The following is a 23,056-nucleotide window of genomic DNA, read 5'->3' as shown; positions in this document are numbered from 1 at the left end:
TTCTCCGCCCTCGGCCCCCGATGCGCCGACGCGTCCGCCCGCCCACCTCTATCCTCGCCGCACCCCCCACACCGCGTACGACGCTGCGCGGAACCGGGCCGTGGATTCGGGGAGGAGGGCGCGATGCGGGCACTGCCGCCGGCCGCGCGCGGCTGCATCACAGGGGCCGTCCTGGCCGCGGCGGTCTGCGCCGCCCCGGCCGTCCGGCTGGGCCCCGGCGCCCCCTGGACGGACGCCGCCGCCCTCGCCGCCCTCCACGCGGGGTGCGAGACCGTGCGCCACCGCCCGCTGCCGGGCATCCGGATCCCGTCCGGCACCGCGCCGTTCCTCACCGCCCTGCCCGTCCTGCTGGCCGGGGTGTTCCTGCTGCCGCCGCCGCTGGCCGCGCTGACCGCCGTTCCGGGCGCACTGCTGGCCCCGGCCGAGGAGCCCGCGCGCACCGCCCGCCGCCTCTGGCACGCCGCCGAACTCGCCCTCGCCTGCTGGTCCGCCGCCCTCCTCTTCGACGCGGTCGCCGGGCCCCGGCCGCTCACCGCCCCGCACTTCCCCTGGGTGCTGCTGCCCGCCCTCGCCGCCGCGACCGCCCTCCGCGCCGTGTGCGCCGCCCTCGACGGCGCCGTGCGGGTCACCGCGGAGGGGGCGCCGCCGCGTACCGCCTGGCGCGGTCTGCTGCGCGGCTGCCTCGGCCCGCATCTGGTGCACGGCCTGGCCGGACTGATGACGGCGGTGCTCTGGCGCAGCGCGTACGGCCCCTCGGCGGCGCTGCTGGTGCTGCCGCCCATGTACCTGTCGTGCTGGGGCGTCGCCCAGTACCACCAGGAGCGCGCGGCCCACCGGGCCACCGTCCGCGCGCTGGTCCGGGCCGTCGACCTCAAGGACCGCTACACCCGGGGCCACGGCGAACGCGTCGGCCGCGCCTCGATGATGATCGCCCGGGAACTGGGACTGCCCGAGGATCGTACGGAGGTGTTGCGGATCGCCGGGATCCTGCACGACGTCGGCAAGCTCGGCGTCCCCACCCGGCTGCTCCGCAAGGAGGGCCCGCTCACCGATCAGGAACGCTCCCTGATGGAACTCCACCCCGAGTACGGCCACGAGATCGTCCGCGGCATCGGCTTCCTCGGGGAGGCGCGGGAGGCGATCCTCCACCACCACGAACGGCTCGACGGCCGCGGCTACCCCCACGGCCTCAAGGGCGCGCAGATCCCCGAGTGCGCCCGGGTGGTGGCCGTCGCCGACGCCTTCGACGCGATGACCTCCACCCGCTCCTACCGCCGTGCCCGCCCCGTCCCGGCCGCAGTCGCCGAACTGCGCAAATGCGCCGGGAAGCAGTTCGACCCGCAGATGGTGCGGGCGCTGGCCGCCGCCCTGGAACGGCACGGCTGGCACCCGGAACCGACCCTGCCGCCCGACGCCGCCCCCGATCCGCCGTGCCCCACGGGCGGCCCGCCGCCGGGGCCGCGGCTGCCCGCGCCCGGTGCGCGGCGCGGCGGTACGGGCGGCCCGCGCGGCCGCCACGCCGCACCGCGCGGCGGCCGCGCCCGGCACCACTCCGCCCGGCCCGGTGACGTGTGAGCGGCCCGGCCGCCGGTCCGGACACCCTGCCGCCCCCGGGGGAGGCGCACCCCGGGCGCACCCCGGCACGGACGGCCCGGCCCGCCCCGGGCGCCGCCCTCGCCGTGGCGATCCGTACCGCCGCGGCGGCTCTGGCCCTGTGGGCGCTGGTCCACACCCTGCGGTCCGGGGTCGCGCAGCCCGGGGTCGCGCTGGCCTTCGGGGCGCTGATCGCCGTGGGAGAGCTGGCCCGGCAGCGGCCCGCCGGGGCGCGGCGGGCGCCCGGGGAGCGTGACCGCGCGCCCCTGGCGGCGGCGGGCGCGCTGGCGTACGCACTGCTCGGCGAGGTCGCCGGGGCGCCCGCCACGCACGGCCCGGCGCAGACCGTCGTGGTGGTCGGCGTCGCGGGCCTGGTGGGGCTGGCGCCGCGGCCGGACCGCGGGCCGGCCGCCGACCGGCTGGCGCGGCACCTGCTGACCTGCGGTTCCGCCGCGATCTGTGTGCAGCCCCTGTACGCCGCCGGGCCGCTCGCCTCCTGGGCGGGCCGGGGCCACGTACCGCTCCTGGTGCTGCTCGGGCTGCTGGCGCTCACCGCGCTGGGCGACGCGGCCCTCACCGCCGCGTCCGCCCGGGCCCGCACCGGCCGCCCGTACGGGGCGCTGCTGCGCCGGGAGGTGCGGGCGTCCGGCGGGATCGGTGCGGCGATCGGCGCCACCGGCGTGGTCCTCGCGCCGGCCACGGCGGTCGCCGGGCTGTGGGCGCTGCCGGTGTTCTCGCTGCCGCTGCTGCTGACCCAGTGCGCGCTGCGCCGGTTCGCCGCGGCGCGGGCCACCCGGCGTCAGACCGTCGCCTCCCTGGCCCGCGCCACCGAGATCGCCGGGTACACCCCGCCCGGCCACGTCCGCCGGGTCGCCGCGCTCAGCCGGGCGGTCGGCGGGGAGCTGGGGCTGGGCGAGCCGGAGCTGGAGCTCCTGGAGGACGCGGCGCTGATGCACGACATCGGGCAGCTCTCGCTCGTCGACCCGGTGCCGTCGGGCGCGACCGCGCCGCTGCCGCCCGCCGAGCAGCGCCGGATCGCCCTGCTCGGCGGCGCCGTCGTCCGGCAGACCGGCGTCCCCGCCGAGGTCGCCGTGATCGTCGAGCGGCAGGCCGACCCGTACCGTGACCAGCCGGTCACCGCGCGCATCGTGCGGACCGTCAACGCCTACGACGAGTGGGCGGGGCAGGCGGCCGGGGCCGGCGGGGCGCCGTGGGCGCTGGAGCGGCTGCGGCTGGCGGGCGGGCGGGACTTCGAGCCGGACGTCGTGGAGGCGCTCGCGCGGGTGCTGGCCCGCGGTGGCCGCACCGGGTGAGGCCCGCGGCGCCACAGCCTTCCCCAGAGTTCCGCCCCTGGTGAACGCAGGGAGGAACCCATGGGTAATGAGCGCCTGCCGAGATGGGCATGGTTGGATGCGAAGGAAGCCCCGTCGAGGGGATTCAGGGGGAGCACGCAGGGCAAGGGAGCCGCAGGGGCCCCGGCACATCCGCTGAGGCGGGCGGCGGTCCGTGGCAGGTTGCCAGTGGGCCCCCGGGTGGCACCGGGCGCCGCTCGGGACACCACCTCCAGCGTCATCGAGCAACCAGCAGGCGGGAATCGTGAAGATCTTCGGCAAGGTACGGCACCGGCCCTCCGCCTCGTGGCGGCAGGCGACCGACCGGGCTTTCACGCTGATCGGCGACGGCCGTTACGACGACGCGGGCGCACTCCTGACGCGCGCCGCCGACATGGAGCCCTGGCTCTCGGAGTCCTGGTTCAACCTCGCCCTGCTGCACAAATTCCGGCACGACTGGGAGCAGGCCAGGGCCGCGGGGCTGCGCGCGGTGGCCCTGCTCGACCGCTCCCCGGGCGCGCCCGACTGGTGGAACGTCGGCATCGCCGCCACCGCCCTCCAGGACTGGCCGCTGGCCCGCCGGGCCTGGCAGGCGTACGGCCTGAAGGTCCCCGGCAGCGGCGCCACCCAGAGCGAGCCGTCCGGGATGGCGCTGGGCAGCGCCGCCGTGCGGCTCTCGCCCGAGGGCGAGGCCGAGGTCGTCTGGGGCCGCCGGCTCGACCCGGCCCGGATCGAGGTCCTGTCCATCCCGCTGCCGTCCTCCGGGCGCCGCTGGGGCGAGGTGGTGCTCCACGACGGCGTCCCGCACGGCGAGCGCACCACCGCCGCCGGGCCCTCGTACCCGGTCTTCGACGAGATCGAGCTGTGGGCCCCCTCACCGGTGCCCACCTGGGTCGTGCTGCTGGAGGCCGCCACCGAGGCGGACCGGGACGCGCTGGAGCGGCTGGCGGCGGACGCCGGGTTCGCCGCCGAGGACTGGTCGTCGTCGGTGCGGCTGCTGTGCCGTACGTGCTCGGAGTCGAGCATGCCCAGCGACGAGGGCGACGGTGAGCACCTCGATCCGCACGACCACAGCGAGCCGGGCCACCCCGGGCCGCTCGGCCACCGCACCGCGGGCTCCGGTTCGCTCTGGGTACCCGAGCGGGAGTGCGGCATAGCGGCGCCCGCCGCCCTGGTGCGCGGTCTGCTGGACGGCTGGGTAGCGGACAGCCCGGACACCCGTGAGTGGCGTGATCTGGAAGAGGTCTGCTGACCGCTGCGGCGCCCCCGTAGTCTGGAGGCCGACTAATCAGGGTTCCAAGGAAGGCGTACGGCGGAGATGGCCCAGCAGCCTGTGTTTGATCAAGACGGTGAGCAGCGCGTGGACGAGTTCGTCGACGACACGACGGACGCGGCGGAGCGGGAGCGCGCCCACCGTGAGCGGGGCACGTCCCGGCCGATCACGGTTGTCGGCAACCCCGTGCTCCACAAGGAGTGCCAGGACGTCACGGAGTTCGGCGACGAGCTGGCGCAGCTGATCGACGACATGTTCGCCAGCCAGCGCACCGCCGAGGGCGTGGGCCTGGCGGCCAACCAGATCGGTGTGGACCTCAAGGTCTTCGTCTACGACTGCCCGGACGACAACGGCGTCCGCCACGTCGGCGCGGTCTGCAACCCCGTCCTCGACGAACTCCCGGCCGCCCGCCGGGTGCTGGACGACTCCAACGAGGGCTGCCTGTCGGTGCCCGGCGCCTACGCCGAGCTGGCCCGCCCCGACTACGCCGTCGTCCGCGGCCAGGACGCGCAGGGCAAGGCGATCTCCGTCGAGGGCACCGGCTACTTCGCGCGCTGCCTCCAGCACGAGACCGACCACCTCTACGGCTACCTCTACATCGACCGCCTCTCCAAGCGGGAGCGGAAGGGCGCGCTGAAGCAGATGGCCGAGCAGGAGCCGCGCTACCCCGTCGTCGCCAACGACTGACCGGCGCGTACGACGAGCGGCCCGTGGACGGGGATTCCGTCCACGGGCCGCTCGTCGTACGGGTCCCGGAAGCCGTAGGGCCTAGAAGTCGTCGTCGAACGAGACCGAACCCTCGACGGCGACCTGGTAGGCCGACGCCCGGCGCTCGAAGAAGTTCGTCAGCTCCTGGACGTTCTGCAGCTCCATGAAGGAGAACGGGTTCTCCGAGCCGAAGACCGGCGCGAAGCCCAGCCGCTGGAGGCGCTGGTCGGCGACGCACTGCAGGTACTCGCGCATCGACGCGGTGTTCATGCCCGGCAGGCCCTCACCGCACAGGTCGTGCGCGAACTGCAGCTCCGCCTCGACGGCCTCCTTCAGCATCGCGGTGACCTGCTGTTCCAGCTCCGCGTCGAAGAGGTCCGGCTCCTCGGCGCGGACGGTGTCGACGACCGAGAACGCGAAGTCCATGTGCATCGTCTCGTCGCGGAACACCCAGTTGGTGCCGGTCGCCAGGCCGTGCAGCAGGCCACGGGAGCGGAACCAGTACACGTACGCGAACGCGCCGTAGAAGAACAGGCCCTCGATGCAGGCGGCGAAGCAGATGAGGTTGAGGAGGAAGCGGCGGCGGTCGGCCTTGGTCTCCAGGCGGTCGATGGACTCGACGGAGTCCATCCACCGGAAACAGAACTCCGCCTTCTCCCGGATGGACGGGATGTTCTCGACGGCGGCGAACGCGGCGGCGCGGTCGTCCGGGTCGGGCAGGTAGGTGTCGAGCAGCGTCAGATAGAACTGGACGTGCACGGCCTCCTCGAAGAGCTGCCGGCTCAGGTAGAGCCGCGCCTCGGGGGAGTTGATGTGCTTGTAGAGCGTCAGCACCAGGTTGTTGGCGACGATCGAGTCGCCGGTGGCGAAGAACGCCACCAGACGGCCGATGAGGTGCTGCTCACCCGGGGAGAGCTTGGCGAGGTCGGCGACGTCCGAGTGGAGGTCGACCTCCTCGACGGTCCAGGTGTTCTTGATCGCGTCGCGGTAGCGGTCGTAGAAGTCCGGGTACCGCATGGGCCGCAGGGTCAGCTCGAAGCCCGGGTCGAGGAGGTTCTTCGTGCCGGTGGTGGCGGTGTGGGCGGCTGCGGCGTTCGTTTCGGGGGCGGAGGGGGCGGTGTCGGGCATTACTGGCAGGCCTCGCAGGACTCGGGGTTTTCCAGGGAGCAGGCGACCGCTTCGGGGTCGGCCTGCGGCAGCTGCGCGGGGACGGCCGCGCGGGCGGACTGCGCGATCCGGGTCGCGGGACGCGAGCGCAGGTAGTACGTGGTCTTGATGCCGCGCTTCCAGGCGTAGGCGTACATCGAGCTGAGCTTGCCGATGGTCGGCGACGCCATGAAGAGGTTCAGCGACTGGCTCTGGTCGAGGTACGGCGTACGGGCCGCGGCCATGTCGATCAGCGAACGCTGCGGGATCTCCCAGGCGGTGCGGTACAGCGCCCGGATCTCCTCGGGGATCCACGGGACGTCCTGGACCGAGCCGTTGGCGTCGCGCAGCGCGTCCCGGGTGCGGGCGTCCCACAGCCCCAGCGCCTTCAGCTCCTCGATCAGGTACGCGTTGACCTGGAGGAACTCGCCCGAGAGGGTCTCGCGCTTGAAGAGGTTGGAGACCTGCGGCTCGATGCACTCGTAGACGCCCGCGATGGAGGCGATCGTCGCGGTCGGGGCGATCGCCAGCAGCAGCGAGTTGCGCATACCGGTCGCGGCGACGCGGGCGCGGAGCGCGGCCCAGCGGTCCGCCCACCGCGGCTCGGCGTCCGGGTAGTGGTCGGGGTGGAGCACGCCGCGGGCGGTACGGGTGGCCGACCACGCCTGGTGCGGGCCGTGCCGCTCGGCGAGGTCCGCGGACGCCTCGTACGCGGCGAGCATGATCCGCTCGGAGATCCGGGTGGACAGCGCGCGCGCCTCGGGCGAGTCGAACGGCAGCCGCAGCCGGAAGAAGACGTCCTGGAGGCCCATCAGGCCCAGACCCACCGGGCGCCAGCGGGAGTTGGAGGCCGCCGCCTGCTCGGTCGGGTAGAAGTTGATGTCCACCACGCGGTCGAGGAAGGTGACGGCGGTGCGGACGGTGGCGTCCAGCCGCTCCCAGTCCATCGCGTCCTCCCAGCCGGCGGCGGTGTCGCCGAGGTGGGCCGCGAGGTTGACGGAGCCGAGGTTGCAGACCGCGGTCTCGCCGTCGTCGGTGACCTCCAGGATCTCCGTGCAGAGGTTGGAGGAGTGGACGACCTTGCCGGGCTCGGCGGTCTGGTTGGCGGTGCGGTTGGCGTGGTCCTTGAAGGTCATCCAGCCGTTGCCGGTCTGCGCCAGCGTCCGCATCATCCGGGAGTACAGCACCCGCGCCGGGACCTGCTTCGCCGCGCGGCCCTCGGCCTCCGCCTTCCGGTACGCGGCGTCGAACGCGTCGCCCCACAGGTCGACCAGCTCCGGCGCGTCCGAGGGGGAGAACAGCGACCAGTCGGCGTCCGCCTCGACGCGGCGCATGAACTCGTCGGGGATCCAGTGCGCGATGTTCAGGTTGTGGGTACGCCGCGCCTCCTCGCCGGTGTTGTCGCGCAGCTCCAGGAACTCCTCGATGTCCGCGTGCCAGGTCTCCAGGTAGACGCAGGCGGCGCCCTTGCGCCGGCCACCCTGGTTGACCGCGGCGACGGAGGCGTCCAGCGTCCGAAGGAACGGCACGATGCCGTTGGAGTGCCCGTTGGTGCCGCGGATCAGCGAACCGCGGGCCCGGATACGGGAGTACGACAGGCCGATGCCGCCGGCGTGCTTGGAGAGCCGGGCGACCTGGTGGTAGCGGTCGTAGATCGAGTCCAGCTCGTCCAGCGGCGAGTCCAGCAGGTAGCAGGACGACATCTGCGGGTGGCGGGTGCCGGAGTTGAAGAGGGTGGGGGAGGAGGGCAGGTACGACAGCGAGCTGGTCAGCCGGTACAGCTCGGCGACGTCGGCCAGCGCCCGCGCCGAGTCGTCCTCGGCCAGCCCGCAGGCGACCCGGAGCAGGAAGTGCTGCGGGGTCTCGATGACCTGCCGGGTGGTGGGGTGGCGCAGCAGGTAGCGGGAGTGCACGGTGCGCAGCCCGAAGTAGCCGAACCGGTCGTCGGCGCCGTCGGCCAGCGCCCGGGTGACGAGGGCGTCCAGCGCCTCGGCGTGGGTGGCGACGAACGCGGCGGTGGCGTCGGCGATCAGGCCCTCGCGGTGCCCGGTGGCGACGGAGGCGGAGAACGAGACGGCGCCCTCGCCCGCGGCTTCCTCGGCGATGGCGAGGGTGAGCAGCCGGGCGGCGAGCTTGGAGTACTGCGGCTCGTCGCCGATCAGACCGGCGGCGGCGTCGATCGCCAGCCCCCGCAGCCCGGCCTCGTCGGAGCCGGGGTGGCGGCCGCGGAGCGCGGCGGCGGCGATCTTGCCCGGGTCGGTGGCGGTCAGGTCCGCGGTCAGCTCGGTCAGGGTGCGCAGCAGGGCGGTGCCGGGCGGGTCCTGGCCGGGGTCGGGGGACGTGGCCGTCTCCAGCGCTGCGGCCTCGGCGTCGGTCGCGGACTGCGGTGGCGCGGTGGTCACGTGGTGCTCTCCCTCACTCGGCGGGGACCGGAGGGAGGCGCGACGGACGCGGTGGCGGGCGGCGGCGCCCGGCGGCACGGGGCGCGCGGGCGCGCGGCGGCCCGCGCGGCGTCCACCGGCCCATCCCTCGGGGCCCGGACATCTCGACGTCCGGGCCAGGCGGCGCGGACGTACCATCGGCAGGTCTTCGGACTCACGGGGGCGCGCACCGGCCGGGCCGGTCGACATCATGGGATATCTGCGCTCTCGTACACCGTTGCGGGACAGTTCCGGACTCACACCGGATTCCCCTGCGGCGACAGCGAGGATGAGCATACATGTGGTGGTGGGGTCTCGTGTGCACCCCCATATCTAGTGCGGTGTGGCGGACGGGCGGAGGTAGTCGGTGGTCTCGGATATCGTCGGCAGCACAGTCCCCGCTCTGCGAAATCAGAAGGAGGAGGCTCTCATGACCGCGCTCGCCGACCGGCCGCACATCATGCTCACCGAGCACTTCGAAGAGGTTGCCCGGATACTCGCCCGCCTGGAGCAAGGTGCGCGTTTGGAGCTCATCGACGGGAAGATCTGGAGCAAGCCGATGCCGGACGGGGACCACGGTCTCATCATTGAGTGGCTGACCCGCATCTGCATGCAGTCGCGCCCTGAGCTGTGGCTCTACCCGGACCAGGGCATCAAGGTGCAGTCTTACCGGCGTGGCCGGGCTCGGCCGGACGGAACCCTCGCTCCGAGTGGAGTCATCGGAGGACAGGGTGAATGGGTGGACCCCGAGCCGCTGTTGATGGTCGTCGAAGTCACCTCCCACGACTCCGACACCGACCGCCGTGACCGGGTGGAGAAGCCCCGGGCCTACGCCGAGACAGGCATTCCGCTCTACCTGCTGATCGACCGGGAAACCTGCGAGGTGACCCTCTTCAGCGAGCCGGACGGTACCCGGTACGAGGACGTCCACACCGTCCCGTTCGGCAAGTCGCTCCAGCTGCCGGACCCGGTGAACATCACGCTGGAGACCGAGCCCCTCAAGAACTGGGTGAGCTGACCCGGCCTCGCCCCCGGCACCAGGCCGCCGCACCTCTCAAGGGATGCGGCGGCCTGTGGCGGAAGGTGCGTGTCCGGAGGTCAGCGCCCCGCCGGGACGTCCGCCGTGGCGGGCGGCAGATCCGGTGTGACGCCCTCGTCGCCGACATCCGCGGTGTAGTCGCCGGGGCGGGTCTCGTCGGTGCCCTCGGGGGCCTTCAGGGCGCGCAGGACGACGGTGAGGACGACCGTCACCACGACGTTCAGCACGAACGCGGTCAGGCCGATGTAGCCGATCTGGCCGATGCCGGGGATCTCCGCGCTGGAGCCGCCGAAGTGCGCCTGCGTCGGGCTCGCCACGCCGTAGGCGGCGAGCGTGCCGTAGACCATGCCGACCGCCCAGCCGGCCAGCAGCGCCCAGCGGTGGAACCAGCGGGTGAACAGGCCGCCGACCAGCGCCGGCATGGTCTGCAGGATCCAGATGCCGCCCAGCAGCTGGAAGTTGATCGCCACGGTCTTGTCCATGGTGAGGACGAAGACCAGCGCGCCGACCTTCACCAGCAGCGACACCAGCTTGGCGACCTTGTGCTCCTGCTCGGGCGTGGCGCCGGGCCTGAGGAAGTCCTTGTAGACGTTGCGGGTGAAGAGGTTCGCCGCGGCGATGGACATGATCGCGGCGGGCACCAGCGCGCCGATGCCGATGGCCGCGAACGCCACACCGGAGAACCAGCTCGGGAACATGTCCTCGAAGAGCTGCGGGATGGCGAGTTGGGCGTTGCCGTGGGTCTCCGTGCCCGCCTTGATCGCCATGAAGCCGAGCAGCGCGAGGAAGCCCAGCATCAGCGAGTACAGCGGCAGGATCGTGGTGTTGCGGCGGATCACGTTGCGGCTGCGGGAGGAGAGCGTCGCGGTGATCGAGTGCGGGTACATGAACAGCGCGAGCGCCGAGCCCAGCGCCAATGTGGCGTACGCCCACTGGCTGTTGGGGCCGCTGGCCAGCTCGCCGCGGGGTTTGCCGGTCGGGCCCGGTGCGGCGAACGCCTTGCCCGCCTCGTCAAAGATCGCGTCGAACCCGCCGAGCTTGATCGGGATGTAGACGATCGCGACGGCGATGACCAGGTAGATCAGCCCGTCCTTGACGAACGCGATCAACGCCGGGGCGCGCAGCCCCGAGGAGTAGGTGTACGCGGCGAGCACCGCGAACGCGATCAGCAGCGGCAGGTCCTTGACGAACCAGTTGGTGTTCTCGCCGCCGCCGACCCCCATCACGTCCAGGACCGCCTGGATGCCGACGAGTTGCAGGGCGATGTACGGCATCGTCGCCAGGATGCCGGTCAGCGCGACGGCCAGGGACAGGCCCTTCGAGCCGAACCGTCCGCGCACGAAGTCGGAGGTGGTGACGTAGCCGTGCTTGTGCGAGACGGACCACAGGCGGGGCAGGAAGGTGAAGATCAGCGGGTACACGAGGATCGTGTACGGCACCGCGAAGAAGCCGGACGCGCCCGCCGCGTAGATCGCCGCGGGGACGGCCACGAAGGTGTACGCGGTGTAGAGGTCGCCGCCGAGCAGGAACCACGTCACCCAGGTGCCGAAGCTGCGGCCGCCCAGCCCCCATTCGTCGAGGTTGGCCGACTGCTCGGCCTTGCGCCAGCGCGCCGCGAGGAAGCCCATGACGGTGACGGCGACGAAGAAGAAGACGAAGACGGCCAGGGCGACGCCGTTGACGCCGTCGGTGCCGGAGGCGGCGAGCGCCGAGGAGCGGAGCGTCACTTGGCCGCACCGCCCTTACGGACGCGGTTCTCCCGCTGGACCAGCTTGTACGCGATCATCGTCAGCACCGTGGAGATCAGCACCCACAGCATCTGGTACCAGTAGAAGAACGGGATGCCGATGAGGGTCGGCTCGATCTTCGCGTACGAGCCCACCCAGAGCATCGCCACGAACGGGGCGATCAGGCAGAGTCCGGCCACCACACGCGTCGGTGTGACGACCTGTCTGGATGGGGGTGTTCCGTCGTGCTCCGGCATGGCCGCTCCGTCCCTGGCGATCTCCTGCGATGGGCTGGAAATCTATGGCAGGGCCGCGTCAGCCGTCACTAGGTGTCCGCATATCGGTACGGCAACGGCGGCCACCCGCACACCCCTTGGGGGCGTGCGGGAGGCCGCCGTGCGCCGGTGTGCCACGCCGGGGTGTCACTCCACCGGACGGCTCAGCCGGGCAACGAACTTGTACCGGTCACCGCGGTAGACCGAGCGGACCCACTCCACCGGACGGCCCTGCGCATCGCGCGAATGGCGGGAGAGCATCAGCATCGGCAGGCCGACGTCCGCGCCCAGCAGCCCGGCCTCGCGCGGGGTGGCCAGAGAGGTCTCGATGGTCTCCTCCGCCTCGGCCGGCCGCACGTCGTACACCTCGGCCAATGCGGTGTAGAGCGAGGTGTACTTGACGAGGTTGCGGCGCAGCGCCGGGAAGCGCTTGGCGGACAGATGGGTGATCTCGATGGCCATCGGCTCGCCGCTGGCCAGCCGCAGCCGCTCGATGCGCAGCACCCGGCCGCCGGCGGCGATGTCCAGCAGCCCGGCCAGCCGGTCGTCGGCGGTGACGTACCCGATGTCCAGCAGCTGCGAGGCGGGCTCCAGTCCCTGGGCGCGCATGTCCTCGGTGTACGACGTCAGTTGCAGCGCCTGGGAGACCTTCGGCTTGGCGACGAAGGTGCCCTTGCCCTGGATGCGCTCCAGCCGCCCCTCGACCACCAGTTCCTGGAGGGCCTGGCGGACCGTGGTGCGGGAGGTGTCGAACTCCGCGGCCAGCGCCCGCTCCGGCGGCACCGGGGTGCCCGGCGGGAGGGTTTCGGTGATCTCCAGCAAGTGCCTTTTGAGACGGTAATACTTGGGTACGCGGGCGCTGCGTGTGGCCGTCGTGCCGTTCTCCGCGCTGCCCCCGTCGGTCTGCATGACCCGCCTTTCCGCCCTCTGTCGTGCTGCCGTCACCGGCACCTCCGTACCTTGCACCTCACATCGTGGCACGGGCGTGGTCGCCGGGCCCTTCCGCGGGCCCGCACCCGGCAGATGTCGGTCCGGTAACGGAGCCGACAGCGACTCTTATACACCCTTGACACCCCAAAAGGTCTAGGCCAAGCTGCGGGGCACTGGTCTAAACCATTAAAGACCACACCCGGCCTCTAGGGGAGAGCGCAATGAAGCGTGGACTCATAGCAGCGACCGCGGTCGCGGGAATGCTGATGAGTGTCGCTGCCTGTGGGTCCAGCGACGGCAGTGGTAACGGCGCGGACGGCTTCAAGGGCCAGAAGCTGACCGTGTGGGTGATGTCGGGGTCCAACCCGTCACAGTGGACGGCCCAGGTCTCCAAGGAATTCGAGAAGAAGACCGGCGCCACCGTCGACTTCAAGGTCCAGCAGTGGGACGGCATCCAGCAGAAGCTGACCACCGCCCTGTCCGAGGACAGCCCGCCCGACGTCGTCGAGATCGGCAACACCCAGACCGCCGCCTACGCCAAGGCCGGCGCCCTGCTCGACCTCGGTGACCTCAAGAAGGAGATCGGCGCCGACTGGAGCGACTCCTTCAACAAGGCGGCGATGGCCGACGGGAAGCAGTATGCGCTCCCGTGGTACGCCGGCAACCGCGTCGTGATGTACAACAAGAAGATCTGGGCCCAGGCCGGGATCAAGGACCTGCCGAAGACGCGCACCGAGCTGTTCAAGGCGTTCGACACCATCAAGAAGAAGACCGACGCCGAACCGCTCTACCTGCCCGGCCAGAACTGGTACTTCTTCGACGGCCTGACCATCGGCACCGGCGCGGACCTCGTCAAGAAGAGCGGCGGCAAGTGGGTCTCCAACCTCGCCGACCCCAAGGTCGCCAAGGCGATGGACATCTACAAGACCTACCAGTCCTTCAGCGACGCCCCCAAGAACAAGGACGAGGCGACGCCGCAGCAGGCCGAGGTCTTCGCCAAGGGCAAGACCGGCGCCATCATCGCCATGGGCTACGAGGCGGCCACCGCCGTCAAGGCCAACCCGGACATCAAGAACGACATCGGCTTCTTCACCATCCCCGGTGAGACCGCCGACAAGCCCGAGGGCGTCTTCCTGGGCGGCTCCAACTTCGCGGTCGCCGGCGGCAGCACCAAGCAGGAGCTCGCCAAGGAGTTCCTCAAGATCGCGCTGTCGAAGAAGAACGACGCGCAGATGGTCAAGGAGGTCGGCTGGAGCCCCAAGTCCCCCGACCTGGCGAGCGCCACGAAGGGCAACCCGGCGGCCGAGGCGGCGGCCCCCGCGGCCGCGAAGTCCGGCGGCACCACCCCGCTCATCCCGGAGTGGGCGGCCGTCGAGAACGTCCCGAACCCGATCAAGAACTACATGACCGCCGTGCTGAGCGGTAAGACCGCCGACGACGCCGCCAAGGCCGTCGAGCCGGAGATCAACAAGCGGCTCGCCCAGCAGTAGGGCACCGGCCGCCGAAGGGGCGCCGCCCGATTCCCGGGGGCGCCCCTTCGCGGACCCGGCCTGCGTACGGCCCGGCCGCCCGGCCCGTACGGAGGCACCGCAACGCGCGCGACATCGGTACGAAGGGGAGCGAACGGCCATGGCAGTGCAGCTCGACGACGCGGTGGACAAGAGGGCGCCGCGCATCGGCAAAGGCGGTGCGCCGCCGTCCGGCCGTGCCACCGGCACCCGGCGGACCCGTACCGGCAGAGCCACGCCCTATCTGCTGCTGCTCCCCGCGCTGCTGGCCACCGCCGTCTTCCTCGGCTGGCCGATGGTCCGCAACATCCTGCTCTCCTTCCAGACCCTGAACATGAAGGAGCTGATCCAGCACCTCACGGTCTGGAACGGCACCGGCAACTTCCAGGAGATCCTGGGCAGCGAGGACTTCTGGCGGGTCACCCTCCGCACCCTCGTCTTCACCGCCGTCAACGTCGTCCTGATCATGGTGCTGGGCGTCCTCCTCGGACTGCTCCTCGCCCGCCTCGGCAAGAAGATGCGCCTGACGCTCTCCGTCGCGCTGGTGCTGGCCTGGGCGATGCCGGTCATCGCCGCCACCACCGTCTTCCAGTGGCTCTTCGACTCCCGCTACGGCGTCGTCAACTGGGTCCTGGACCAGCTCGGCTGGCACTCCATGGCCCACTACGACTGGGTCGGCACCCAGCTCTCCACCTTCTTCGTCATCACCCTGCTGATCGTCTGGCAGTCCCTGCCGTTCGTGGCGCTCAACCTCTACGCCGCGACCACGACCATCCCCAAGGAGCTGTACGAGGCGGCCCGGATGGACGGCGCCGGGACCTGGAAGGTCTTCACCACCGTGACCTTCCCCTTCCTCAAGCCGTTCTTCTTCGCCACGACGTTCCTGGAGGTCATCTGGGTCTTCAAGGCGTTCCCGCAGATCTTCGCCATCAACAAGGGCGGCCCGGACCGGCTCACCGAGACCCTGCCGATCTACGCGTTCACCGAGGGCGTCGGCAACCAGCACTTCGGCATGGGCGCCGCGATCTCCCTGCTCACCATCGCCGTGCTGCTCGCCGTGACCGCCTACTACCTGCGTCTGACGCTCAAGCAAGAGGAGGACGAGCTGTGAAGCGCTCGCTCGCCGGCCGGATCTGGCCCAACGCGACGGCGATCGTCCTCGCCATCGGCTTCGTCTTCCCCGTCTACTGGATGTTCAACACGGCGTTCAAGCCGACCGGCGACATCATCAGCGACGTCCCCGTGTGGTTCCCGCTGCACGGCACCTTCCAGCACTTCGCGACCGCGGTGGGCGCCCCCGACTTCTGGACGCTCGCGGGCAACTCCGTCCTCGTCACCGCCGTCGCCGTCGGCCTGTCGCTGCTCATCGCGCTCTGCGGCGCCTTCGCGCTGACCCGGATGCGGTTCAAGGGCCGCAAGGCGACGCTGCTGGTCTTCATGGTCGCGCAGATGGCGCCCTGGGAGGTCATGGTCATCTCGATCTACATGATCGTCCGCGATGCCGACATGCTGAACAGCCTCGTCCCGCTGACCGCCTTCTACATGCTGATGGTGCTGCCCTTCACCCTCCTGACGCTCCGCGGCTACGTCGCCGCCGTGCCCAAGGAGCTGGAGGAGTCCGCGATGGTCGACGGCTGCTCGCGCCGCCAGGCGTTCACCAAGGTCGTCTTCCCGCTGCTGGCCCCCGGTCTGATGGCCACCTCGCTCTTCGGCTTCATCACCGCCTGGAACGAGTTCCCGCTCGTCCTCGTGCTCAACAAGGAACCGGCCAAGGGGACCCTGCCGCTGTGGCTGTCGCAGTTCCAGAGCCAGTTCGGCGACGACTGGGGCGCCACCATGGCCGCCGCGTCGATCTTCGCCGTACCGATCCTGGTCCTCTTCCTCTTCCTCCAGCGCAAGGCCGTCGGCGGTCTCACCTCCGGCGCCGTGAAGGGATGACCCGGACCCCATGAGCACCACCCGAACCCGCCCGGCCACCGACGCCCTCACCCGCGACGCGCTCGCCGTCCTCCAACCCGGCTTCCGCGGGACCACCGCCCCCGACTGGGTGCTGCGCCGCCTCGACGAGGGCCTCGCCGCCGTCGCCGTCTTCGGCCGCAACGTCGAGAACCCGGACCAACTCGCCGCCCTCACCGCACAGCTGCGCGCCGTACGCGGTGATGTGCTGGTCGCCGTGGACGAGGAGGGCGGCGACGTCACCCGCCTGGAGGTCCGCACCGGCTCCTCCTACCCGGGCAACCTCGCGCTCGGCGCCGTCGACGACCCGGAACTCACCCGCGCCGTCGCCCGCGACCTGGGCACCCGCCTCGCCGCCTGCGGTATCAACCTCAACTGGGCGCCCTGCGCGGACGTCAACTCCGACCCGGGCAACCCGGTCATCGGCGTCCGCTCCTTCGGCGACACCCCGGCGCCGGTCGCCCGGCACACCGCCGCCTACGTCGAGGGCCTCCAGTCCGCCGGGGTCGCCGCCTGCACCAAGCACTTCCCCGGCCACGGCGACACCGCCGTCGACTCCCACCACGACATGCCGCGCGTCGGCGTGGACCTCGCGACGCTGCGGGAGCGGGAGCTGGTGCCGTTCCGCGCTGCCGTCGCCGCGGGCACCCGCGCCGTCATGAGCGCCCACATCCTGCTGCCGGCCCTGGACCCGGAACGCCCCGCCACCCTCAGCCCGGCCGCCCTCCACGGACTGCTGCGCGCCCCCGTGTCCGAGGGCGGCCTCGGCTTCGACGGCCTGATCGTCACCGACGGCATCGAGATGCGCGCCATCTCCGCCACCTACGGCATCGAACGCGGCAGCGTCCTGGCCCTCGCCGCCGGCGCCGACGCGCTCTGCGTGGGCGGCGGACTCTCCGACGAGGCCACCGTGGACCGGCTGCGCGACGCCCTGATCCGGGCGGTCCACGACGGTGACCTGCCGGAGGAACGGCTGGCGGACGCCGCGGCCCGGGTCCGCGCGCTGGCGGAGTGGGCCCGCGGCGCGGCGGCGTCGGCCGCACCGGCTCCGGGTGCGGGCGCGGTGGAGGGGGCCGCACCCGCACCCGGGCTGCGCGCCGCCCGCCGCGCGCTGCGCCGCACCGCCCGGGAGCCGTTCACCCCGCTCACCGCACCGGTCCATGTCGCCGGGTTCACGCCCGTCGCCAACATCGCCGTCGGCGACGAGACCCCCTGGGGCGTCGCCGCCGAACTGACCCGGCTGCTGCCCGGCACCACCACGACCACGTACGGCGCCGAGCGGGCCACCGCCGAGGGCACCGACCGGCTGGTCGCCGCGGTGCTCACCGAGGCCGGGCGGCGCCGTGTCGTCGCCGTGGTCCGCGATGCGCACCGCCACCCCTGGATGGCGGCGGCGCTCACCGCGCTGGTGGCGGCCCGCCCCGACACCGTCGTCGTCGAGATGGGCGTCCCGCAGGCGGAGCCGTGCGGCGCGCTCCACCTCGCCACCCACGGTGCCGCCCGGGTCTGTGCCCGCGCCGCCGCCGAGGCGCTGACGGGCGCGGCGGCCGACGGCTGACCCCGCCCCCGCAGACCGGCGGCCGGGGCGCTCCCGCGTGGGGGGAGCGCCCCGGCCGTCGCCGGTTTCCCGCTCTTTACAGGCCCTGCCACTCCGGCTTGGCCGCGTACGTCGCCCGGAAGTAGTCCGCGAGCTTCAGCTCCGACGCGGCGGCCTCGTCGACGACGACCGTGGCGTGCGGGTGCAGCTGGAGCGCCGAGGCCGGCACCACCGCGGCGACCGGGCCCTCGACCGCCTGCGCCACGGCCCGCGCCTTGCCCGTACCGGTCGCCAGCAGCACGAGGTGCCGGGCCTCCAGGATCGTGCCGATGCCCTGCGTGATGACGTGGTGCGGCACCTCGTCGAGGCTGTCGAAGAACCGCGCGTTGTCCTCACGGGTCTGCTGCGTCAGCGTCTTGATACGGGTGCGCGACGCGAGCGAGGAGCACGGTTCGTTGAAACCGATGTGACCGTCCGTGCCGATCCCGAGGATCTGGAGGTCCACCCCGCCGGCCGCCCGCAGCGCCTCGTCGTACGCCGCACAGGCCGCCGGGATGTCCTCGGCGGCACCGTCGGGCCCCAGGAAGGACCCCTTGTCGATCCCGAGCGGCTCGACGACCTGGCGCAGCACCACCGAACGGTACGACTCGGGGTGCCCGGCGGGCAGCCCGACGTACTCGTCGAGCTGGCAGACGCGGACCCGCGAGGCGTCCACCGCGCCGGACGCGACCTGCGCGGCGAGCGCTTCGTAGATGGGCAGCGGGGTCGAGCCGGTGGCGACGCCGAGCAGCGCGTCGGGCTTGCGGCGCACCAGGGCGGCGACGGCGTCGGCGATGAGCCTGCCGCCTGCGGGGGCGTCCGGAACGATGACAACTTCCACGCGTGGCCTGCCGTTCTGAAGAATGGGAGTCTGGTGGTATAGACCAATCTATCAGAGCGGGCACCTCCGGACCCGGCTCCCGGAAGCCGTCTTCCCGCCCGGAATCGGCACCGAATTCCCCGCCCGCCCGTGCATTTCCACTCTCCGTGCCGAATCTTCCACACTCCGTTCGTCCGCCGTTCGGTCCCGGGTGTGCGGAATTCCGTAATTCCCTTACGGCGAAGGGGAAATGGGGGAGGGCGGCGGCGGTGCCGGAAAAAGGGCGCGGAGAATGCGCGGACCCGGAAAAGGGGTGCGCCGCCGGATCCTGCCCGACGGGGAACGGGTCGGCCCGGCGACGCACCCGCGGCCGCCCGGGGGGAAGCAGGCGGGCGACCGGGTGGGGAGGTCGGTTGGTGACGTGCTTCCAGCATGGGCGCGCGGAATCAACGGGCCCTCAACGGGCCGTCAACACAAGATCCGCCCCGACCCGGCTCCCCGGTGTGTACGGGCCCGGAAACACCCGCGGGCCGCGGCGCCGGGACAGGACCCTCAACCTGTCCGGCACCGCAGCCCGGAGCTACATCGGCCGGTTCCGTCGGGCGGTCGGGCACCCCGAGTGCGGTAGGGGTGGCGCCCGCCGGGGAACCGGTCGATCGGAGACCGCCGCGTAGTCAGGGCAGAGAACGCGCCGGTCTCGATCCGCCCTCCTGTGCGGGGAGAGCGGAAGTCTGTAGCAGAAAACATTGTGGACTAGACCATTCTGATCTGTCCATGCCCATGCAGGGCAAAAGATCCGCACCGTGCCGGGTACGGGACGGCCGCCCCACGGGAAGCCCTCCGTACGGAGAACACGGGAAGAACAGGGACACCGTACGCCGGTAGGCTCGCTGGCGTGCCCTCCATGAACGATCTCGTACGCCAGCACACCGCTCTGAGCGACTCCGACCTCGAGTGGCTGCACCTGCTCGTCTCGGAATGGCAGCTGCTGTCCGATCTGTCCTTCGCCGACCTGGTGCTCTGGGTGCCCACCCTCGACGGCACCCGCTATGTGTCGGTGGCCCAGATGCGGCCGAACACCGGGCCCACCTCCTACCAGGACGACATGGTCGGCCACCTCGTTCCCCGGGGCCGCCGCCCGATGCTGGACTCCGCGCTGGACGAGGGCCGGATCGTCCGCGAGGGCGACCCGGAGTGGCGCGAGGAGGTGCCGGTCCGCGTCGAGTCCATCCCGGTGCGCCGCGAGGGCCGGGTGCTGGGCGTGATCGCCCGCAACACCAATCTCCTCACCGTCCGCACCCCCAGCCGCCTGGAGCTGACCTACCTCCAGAGCGCCTCCGACCTCGCCCAGATGATCGCCGCCGGAACGTTTCCGTTCCCGGCCCAGCAGGTCGACATGGACGCCTCACCGCGCGCCGGCGACGGCCTGATCAGGCTCGACGCGGACGGCGTCGTCCAGTACGCCAGCCCCAACGCGCTCTCCGCCTACCACCGCCTCGGCCTCGCCGCCGACCTGGTCGGCCACCACCTCGGCCGCACCACCGCCGAACTGGCACCCGCCCGCGGCCCGGTCGACGAGGCGCTGGTCAAGCTGGCCAGCGGCTGGGCGCCGAGGGAGTTCGAGGTGGAGGGCGAGGAAGGGGTGATCCAGCTCCGGGCGATCCCGCTCAAGCCCAAGGGCACCCACAGTGGCTCCCTGGTGCTGCTGCGCGACGTCACCGAACTCCGCCGCCGCGAACGGGAATTGATCACCAAGGACGCCACCATCCGGGAGATCCACCACCGGGTGAAGAACAACCTCCAGACCGTCGCCGCGCTGCTGCGCCTCCAGTCCCGCCGGATGGACTCCGCCAAGGGCCGCGAGGCGCTGGACGAAGCGGTGCGCCGGGTCGGCTCGATCGCCATCGTCCACGAGACGCTGTCGCAGAACCTCGACGAACGCGTCCAGTTCGACGAGATCGCCGACCGGGTCCTCGCGATGGTCGCCGAGATCTCCCCCGGCAAGGTCACCACCCGCCGCACCGGCCGCTTCGGCATCCTCGACGCCGAGGTCGCCACCCCGCTGTCGATGGTGCTGACCGAGATCCTGCAGAACGCCCTGGAGCACGCCTTCGACGAGGGGGAGCAGGGTGCGGTCGAGGTGGGCGCGGTGCGCGGCGGCAGCCGTACGGAACCACGGCTGCTGGTCACCGTCCAGGACAACGGCCGCGGTCTGCCCGAGGGCTTCGACCCGCACAGCGCCGGCAACCTCGGGCTCCAGATCGTACGGACCCTGGTGGAAGGGGAGTTGGGCGGCGCGTTCGACATGGTGCGCGGCGCCGAGGGCGGCACACGGGTGCTCCTCGACGTACCGGTCCGGCCCGAGAAGAACTGAGCCGGGCGGGCGCCGCGGTCACCGGGGGAGTGGCGCGGCGGTGGCCCGCACAGCAGTGAGCCCCGGACCATCGGGTGGTCCGGGGCTCAAAGCTCACGTTCTTCTGCGCATCGGGGGTACTGCGCGCTGCGGCTCGGGGGCCACGGGGAGTCTGTGTCAGGCGCTGGCGTTGCGCGCCCGGTTGCGAGCTGCACGGCGCTTCATCGCGCGGCGCTCGTCCTCACTCAGACCACCCCAGACGCCGGAGTCCTGGCCGGACTCGAGCGCCCACTGCAGGCACTGCTCCATGACGGGGCAGCGGCGGCAGACGGCCTTGGCTTCCTCGATCTGCAGGAGCGCAGGACCGGTGTTGCCGATGGGGAAGAAGAGCTCGGGGTCTTCTTCGCGGCAAACGGCGCGGTGACGCCAGTCCATGGCTGCTCCATCTCCTCGTATAACGGGAACGTTGCTTGTGAATGTGAACGCTTTCACGAATCCCTCCGCAGGGGAAGGGCCGAATGCCAGTCGACAAACTGGTGCGGTCCTGTGGAATGAGGAGGGGATTCGGGCTCTCAAGGGGGCCGGTGAAGCGGCCGTCCCGATCGCCATGAAGAGACTCGCAAACCTCGGCGACGGATACAACCCCTACCGGAAACTTTTTTTTGATTCCTTGGTGTCGCCTAGGTCACAGCCGTACTTCTAGGGGGTGGAAGTCAGCCTAAACGTTCGAGTGAAAGGACTTTAGGCTCTACTGCTCACACAATCACACGCAGTGCACGGCGTACGCCTGTGAACGTCACACTCGTACGCAGTCCGAGGTGGTCTCCGTCCATCTGAAAGGGCAGTGGCGCCTGTGAATGCAAGGTGAAGGCCGTCAGGTCGTGAAGTGACAGTGCGTGCTTGCCGTGGGGTCCGCGCTCGGGGGTCGAGGTCAGCAACTGGGTCGCGTAACGCGTCACGGCGGCGGGGGAGAGGCGGCTCAGCGCGAAGACGTCCAGCGCGGTGTCGAACGAGGCGTCCGGGAGCGGGTAGAGCGGGCGATTGCCCAGGTAGCTCCAGGGGGAGGTGTTGCAGATTATCGACATCACCAGGCCCTCGGTGACCTCCGGTGCGCCGCCCTCCGGGGCCGGGCGCTCCAGGGTGATGGTGCCCTCCCGGCGGTTCTGGTCGCCCAGGAACTGCCGGACGACCTGACGGACGTAGAGGCTGTGCGTCGAACGCTTGCCGCGCTCGCGCTGCTGTTCGACACGGCCGACCACGCCGGCGTCGAAGCCGAAGCCGGCGCAGAAGGTGAACCAGCGCCCCGGGACGCCCTCGTCCTCGCTGCCGCGGGTGCCCGCCGCGTGCCCCAGGCCGACCGTGCGCTCGCTGCCGTCCCGGAGCGCGTCCAGCAGGGCGCCGGTCGCCTCCACGACGTCGTTCGGCAGGCCGAGCGCGCGGGCGAAGACGTTGGTGGAGCCGCCGGGCACCACGGCGAGGCGGGGGTGGGACTCCGGGTCGGGGCCGTGCGTCAGCAGACCGTTGACGACCTCGTTGACCGTGCCGTCGCCGCCGAGCGCCACCACCAGCTCGGTCCGGCCGTCCTCGGCGGCCTGCCGGGCGAGGTCGCGGGCGTGGCCGCGGTACTGCGTCTCGGCGACCGTCAGATCGAGATCGCTGGCGAGCGCATGGGCCAGAACGTCACGGGTGCGGGCACTGGTGGTGGTGGCAGCGGGATTGACCACGAGAAGCGCGCGCATGACCGCCAGCGTACCTACCTGCTGGTACCGGCCCCGCGACGCACCTCCCCGGACGGCGTCCCGGGCGCCGGGCCGCGGTGCCGGCGCCGGGTGCCGGGCCGGGGGCGGCCGGTGGGCGGCGGGGCGGCGCTACCCTGCTGGGGTGAGCAGTAAGCAGCAGAAGAAGTCCGCACGCCAGGCCGCCGCCGCGCCCGCGGCCCCCGAGCAGCCCGGACCGCGCCCGGCCCGGCTGAGCGCCGCCGCGGTGCTCACCGCCGTCGAGGGCGTCGCGCTGGCGGCCCTCGGCATCTCCCTGCTGATCGAGGGCGTCACCGGCTCGCCGGACAGTCCGCAGCAGGCCGTGACGGGCGCCGTGACCGTGCTCGCGCTGGCGGTGCTGCCGCTGGCCGCCGCGCGCGGGCTGTGGCTGCTGCGCCGCTGGAGCCGCGGCCCCTCGATGATCACCCAGATCGTGGCGCTGCCCGTCGCCTGGACGCTGATCAGCGCCGGCGGCGCGCTGATCGCGGCGGGCGTCGCGCTGGCGGTCGCCGCGTTCGTCGCCCTCGGGCTGCTGGTCAATCCGACGGCCACCGTGGCGCTCGGCATCGGGCCGCGGGAGTAGCGGACGGGAACGGCGAAGGGGCGGGATCCACGCGGATCCCGCCCCTTCGGCCGTGTCACGG

General features: G+C 72.0%; 19 protein-coding genes and 1 riboswitch. Of the genes, 11 read left to right on the top strand and 8 right to left on the bottom strand.

Going from position 1 to position 23,056, the window contains the following annotated elements:
* Nucleotides 1-123 precede the first annotated feature (123 nt).
* The 4 genes from ACF1BH_RS01390 (at nucleotide 124) to def (ending at nucleotide 4,884) form a co-directional block, all read left to right on the top strand.
* Nucleotides 124-1,575, top strand: a complete 1,452-nt coding sequence (locus tag ACF1BH_RS01390) for an HD-GYP domain-containing protein (protein ID WP_391640335.1) — start codon at nucleotides 124-126, stop codon at nucleotides 1,573-1,575.
* A gap of 110 nt (nucleotides 1,576-1,685) precedes the next feature.
* Nucleotides 1,686-2,906, top strand: a complete 1,221-nt coding sequence (locus ACF1BH_RS01385) for an HD domain-containing protein (RefSeq protein WP_391640982.1) — start codon at nucleotides 1,686-1,688, stop codon at nucleotides 2,904-2,906.
* Between the two features lie 283 nt (nucleotides 2,907-3,189).
* Nucleotides 3,190-4,176, top strand: coding sequence for a tetratricopeptide repeat protein (locus ACF1BH_RS01380; RefSeq protein ID WP_391640334.1), 987 nt, complete (start codon nucleotides 3,190-3,192; stop codon nucleotides 4,174-4,176).
* A 66-nt stretch (nucleotides 4,177-4,242) separates the two neighbouring features.
* Nucleotides 4,243-4,884, top strand: coding sequence for a peptide deformylase (def, locus tag ACF1BH_RS01375; protein WP_391640333.1), 642 nt, complete (start codon nucleotides 4,243-4,245; stop codon nucleotides 4,882-4,884).
* Nucleotides 4,885-4,965: 81 nt separating this feature from the next.
* Here the strand turns inward: def and ACF1BH_RS01370 are convergent, their stop codons facing one another.
* Nucleotides 4,966-6,033: a ribonucleotide-diphosphate reductase subunit beta gene (locus ACF1BH_RS01370; protein ID WP_391640332.1), complete on the bottom strand. Its 1,068-nt coding sequence runs from the start codon at nucleotides 6,031-6,033 to the stop codon at nucleotides 4,966-4,968.
* Complete coding sequence (locus ACF1BH_RS01365) at nucleotides 6,033-8,453, bottom strand: ribonucleoside-diphosphate reductase subunit alpha (RefSeq protein WP_391640331.1); 2,421 nt, start codon at nucleotides 8,451-8,453, stop codon at nucleotides 6,033-6,035. Before ACF1BH_RS01365 ends, ACF1BH_RS01370 begins: the two co-directional genes overlap by 1 nt.
* A gap of 182 nt (nucleotides 8,454-8,635) precedes the next feature.
* Nucleotides 8,636-8,743: riboswitch (cobalamin riboswitch) on the bottom strand.
* Nucleotides 8,744-8,901: 158 nt separating this feature from the next.
* On the opposite strand from ACF1BH_RS01365, the gene ACF1BH_RS01360 reads away from it, so the two are divergent.
* Nucleotides 8,902-9,489 carry a Uma2 family endonuclease gene (locus tag ACF1BH_RS01360; RefSeq protein ID WP_391640330.1) on the top strand — a complete coding sequence of 196 codons (588 nt, stop codon included), beginning with the start codon at nucleotides 8,902-8,904 and terminating at the stop codon, nucleotides 9,487-9,489.
* Between the two features lie 80 nt (nucleotides 9,490-9,569).
* On the opposite strand, the gene mctP is transcribed toward ACF1BH_RS01360, so the two are convergent.
* From mctP to ACF1BH_RS01345, 3 genes are all read right to left on the bottom strand, one after another.
* Entirely contained in the window at nucleotides 9,570-11,237 is a 1,668-nt protein-coding gene (gene mctP, locus ACF1BH_RS01355; RefSeq protein WP_391640329.1) for a monocarboxylate uptake permease MctP, read from the bottom strand.
* Complete coding sequence (locus ACF1BH_RS01350; RefSeq protein ID WP_391640328.1) at nucleotides 11,234-11,494, bottom strand: DUF3311 domain-containing protein; 261 nt, start codon at nucleotides 11,492-11,494, stop codon at nucleotides 11,234-11,236. Before ACF1BH_RS01350 ends, mctP begins: the two co-directional genes overlap by 4 nt.
* 165 nt (nucleotides 11,495-11,659) lie before the next feature.
* Nucleotides 11,660-12,421, bottom strand: a complete 762-nt coding sequence (locus ACF1BH_RS01345) for a GntR family transcriptional regulator (RefSeq protein WP_391640327.1) — start codon at nucleotides 12,419-12,421, stop codon at nucleotides 11,660-11,662.
* Between the two features lie 242 nt (nucleotides 12,422-12,663).
* Between ACF1BH_RS01345 and ACF1BH_RS01340 the strand changes: the two genes are divergently transcribed.
* The 4 genes from ACF1BH_RS01340 to ACF1BH_RS01325 all read left to right on the top strand — a co-directional run bounded on the left by ACF1BH_RS01340 (nucleotide 12,664) and on the right by ACF1BH_RS01325 (nucleotide 17,464).
* Nucleotides 12,664-13,932, top strand: coding sequence for an extracellular solute-binding protein (locus ACF1BH_RS01340; protein ID WP_391640326.1), 1,269 nt, complete (start codon nucleotides 12,664-12,666; stop codon nucleotides 13,930-13,932).
* Between the two features lie 139 nt (nucleotides 13,933-14,071).
* The gene (locus ACF1BH_RS01335; protein ID WP_391640325.1) at nucleotides 14,072-15,061 is read left to right on the top strand and encodes a carbohydrate ABC transporter permease; all 990 of its coding nucleotides are present in this window, start codon (nucleotides 14,072-14,074) and stop codon (nucleotides 15,059-15,061) included.
* Nucleotides 15,058-15,888 (top strand): carbohydrate ABC transporter permease, encoded by an 831-nt coding sequence (locus ACF1BH_RS01330; RefSeq protein ID WP_391640324.1) that lies wholly within the window; start codon nucleotides 15,058-15,060, stop codon nucleotides 15,886-15,888. Before ACF1BH_RS01335 ends, ACF1BH_RS01330 begins: the two co-directional genes overlap by 4 nt.
* A gap of 10 nt (nucleotides 15,889-15,898) precedes the next feature.
* The gene (locus ACF1BH_RS01325; RefSeq protein ID WP_391640323.1) at nucleotides 15,899-17,464 is read left to right on the top strand and encodes a glycoside hydrolase family 3 protein; all 1,566 of its coding nucleotides are present in this window, start codon (nucleotides 15,899-15,901) and stop codon (nucleotides 17,462-17,464) included.
* Between the two features lie 76 nt (nucleotides 17,465-17,540).
* Here ACF1BH_RS01325 and nagB read toward each other — a convergent pair whose 3' ends face one another.
* Nucleotides 17,541-18,323 (bottom strand): glucosamine-6-phosphate deaminase, encoded by a 783-nt coding sequence (gene nagB, locus ACF1BH_RS01320; RefSeq protein ID WP_391640322.1) that lies wholly within the window; start codon nucleotides 18,321-18,323, stop codon nucleotides 17,541-17,543.
* An 883-nt stretch (nucleotides 18,324-19,206) separates the two neighbouring features.
* Here nagB and ACF1BH_RS01315 point away from each other — a divergent pair.
* Nucleotides 19,207-20,676 (top strand): sensor histidine kinase, encoded by a 1,470-nt coding sequence (locus ACF1BH_RS01315; protein WP_391640981.1) that lies wholly within the window; start codon nucleotides 19,207-19,209, stop codon nucleotides 20,674-20,676.
* A 156-nt stretch (nucleotides 20,677-20,832) separates the two neighbouring features.
* Here ACF1BH_RS01315 and ACF1BH_RS01310 read toward each other — a convergent pair whose 3' ends face one another.
* Together ACF1BH_RS01310 and ACF1BH_RS01305 are read right to left on the bottom strand one after the other, a co-directional pair.
* The gene (locus ACF1BH_RS01310; RefSeq protein ID WP_003983230.1) at nucleotides 20,833-21,090 is read right to left on the bottom strand and encodes a WhiB family transcriptional regulator; all 258 of its coding nucleotides are present in this window, start codon (nucleotides 21,088-21,090) and stop codon (nucleotides 20,833-20,835) included.
* Between the two features lie 320 nt (nucleotides 21,091-21,410).
* A complete protein-coding gene (locus ACF1BH_RS01305) occupies nucleotides 21,411-22,394 on the bottom strand; it encodes a diacylglycerol/lipid kinase family protein (protein ID WP_391640321.1) in 984 nt (327 codons plus the stop codon).
* A 142-nt stretch (nucleotides 22,395-22,536) separates the two neighbouring features.
* On the opposite strand from ACF1BH_RS01305, the gene ACF1BH_RS01300 reads away from it, so the two are divergent.
* A complete protein-coding gene (locus ACF1BH_RS01300) occupies nucleotides 22,537-22,995 on the top strand; it encodes a hypothetical protein (protein WP_391640320.1) in 459 nt (152 codons plus the stop codon).
* The last annotated feature ends 61 nt before the right edge of the window (nucleotides 22,996-23,056 follow it).

It is taken from the genome of Streptomyces sp. NPDC014733, assembly GCF_043083385.1.
GTDB lineage: Bacteria > Actinomycetota > Actinomycetes > Streptomycetales > Streptomycetaceae > Streptomyces.
Note: the sequence above shows the minus strand (reverse complement) of the source record. Positions and strands in the feature narration are given on the sequence as shown.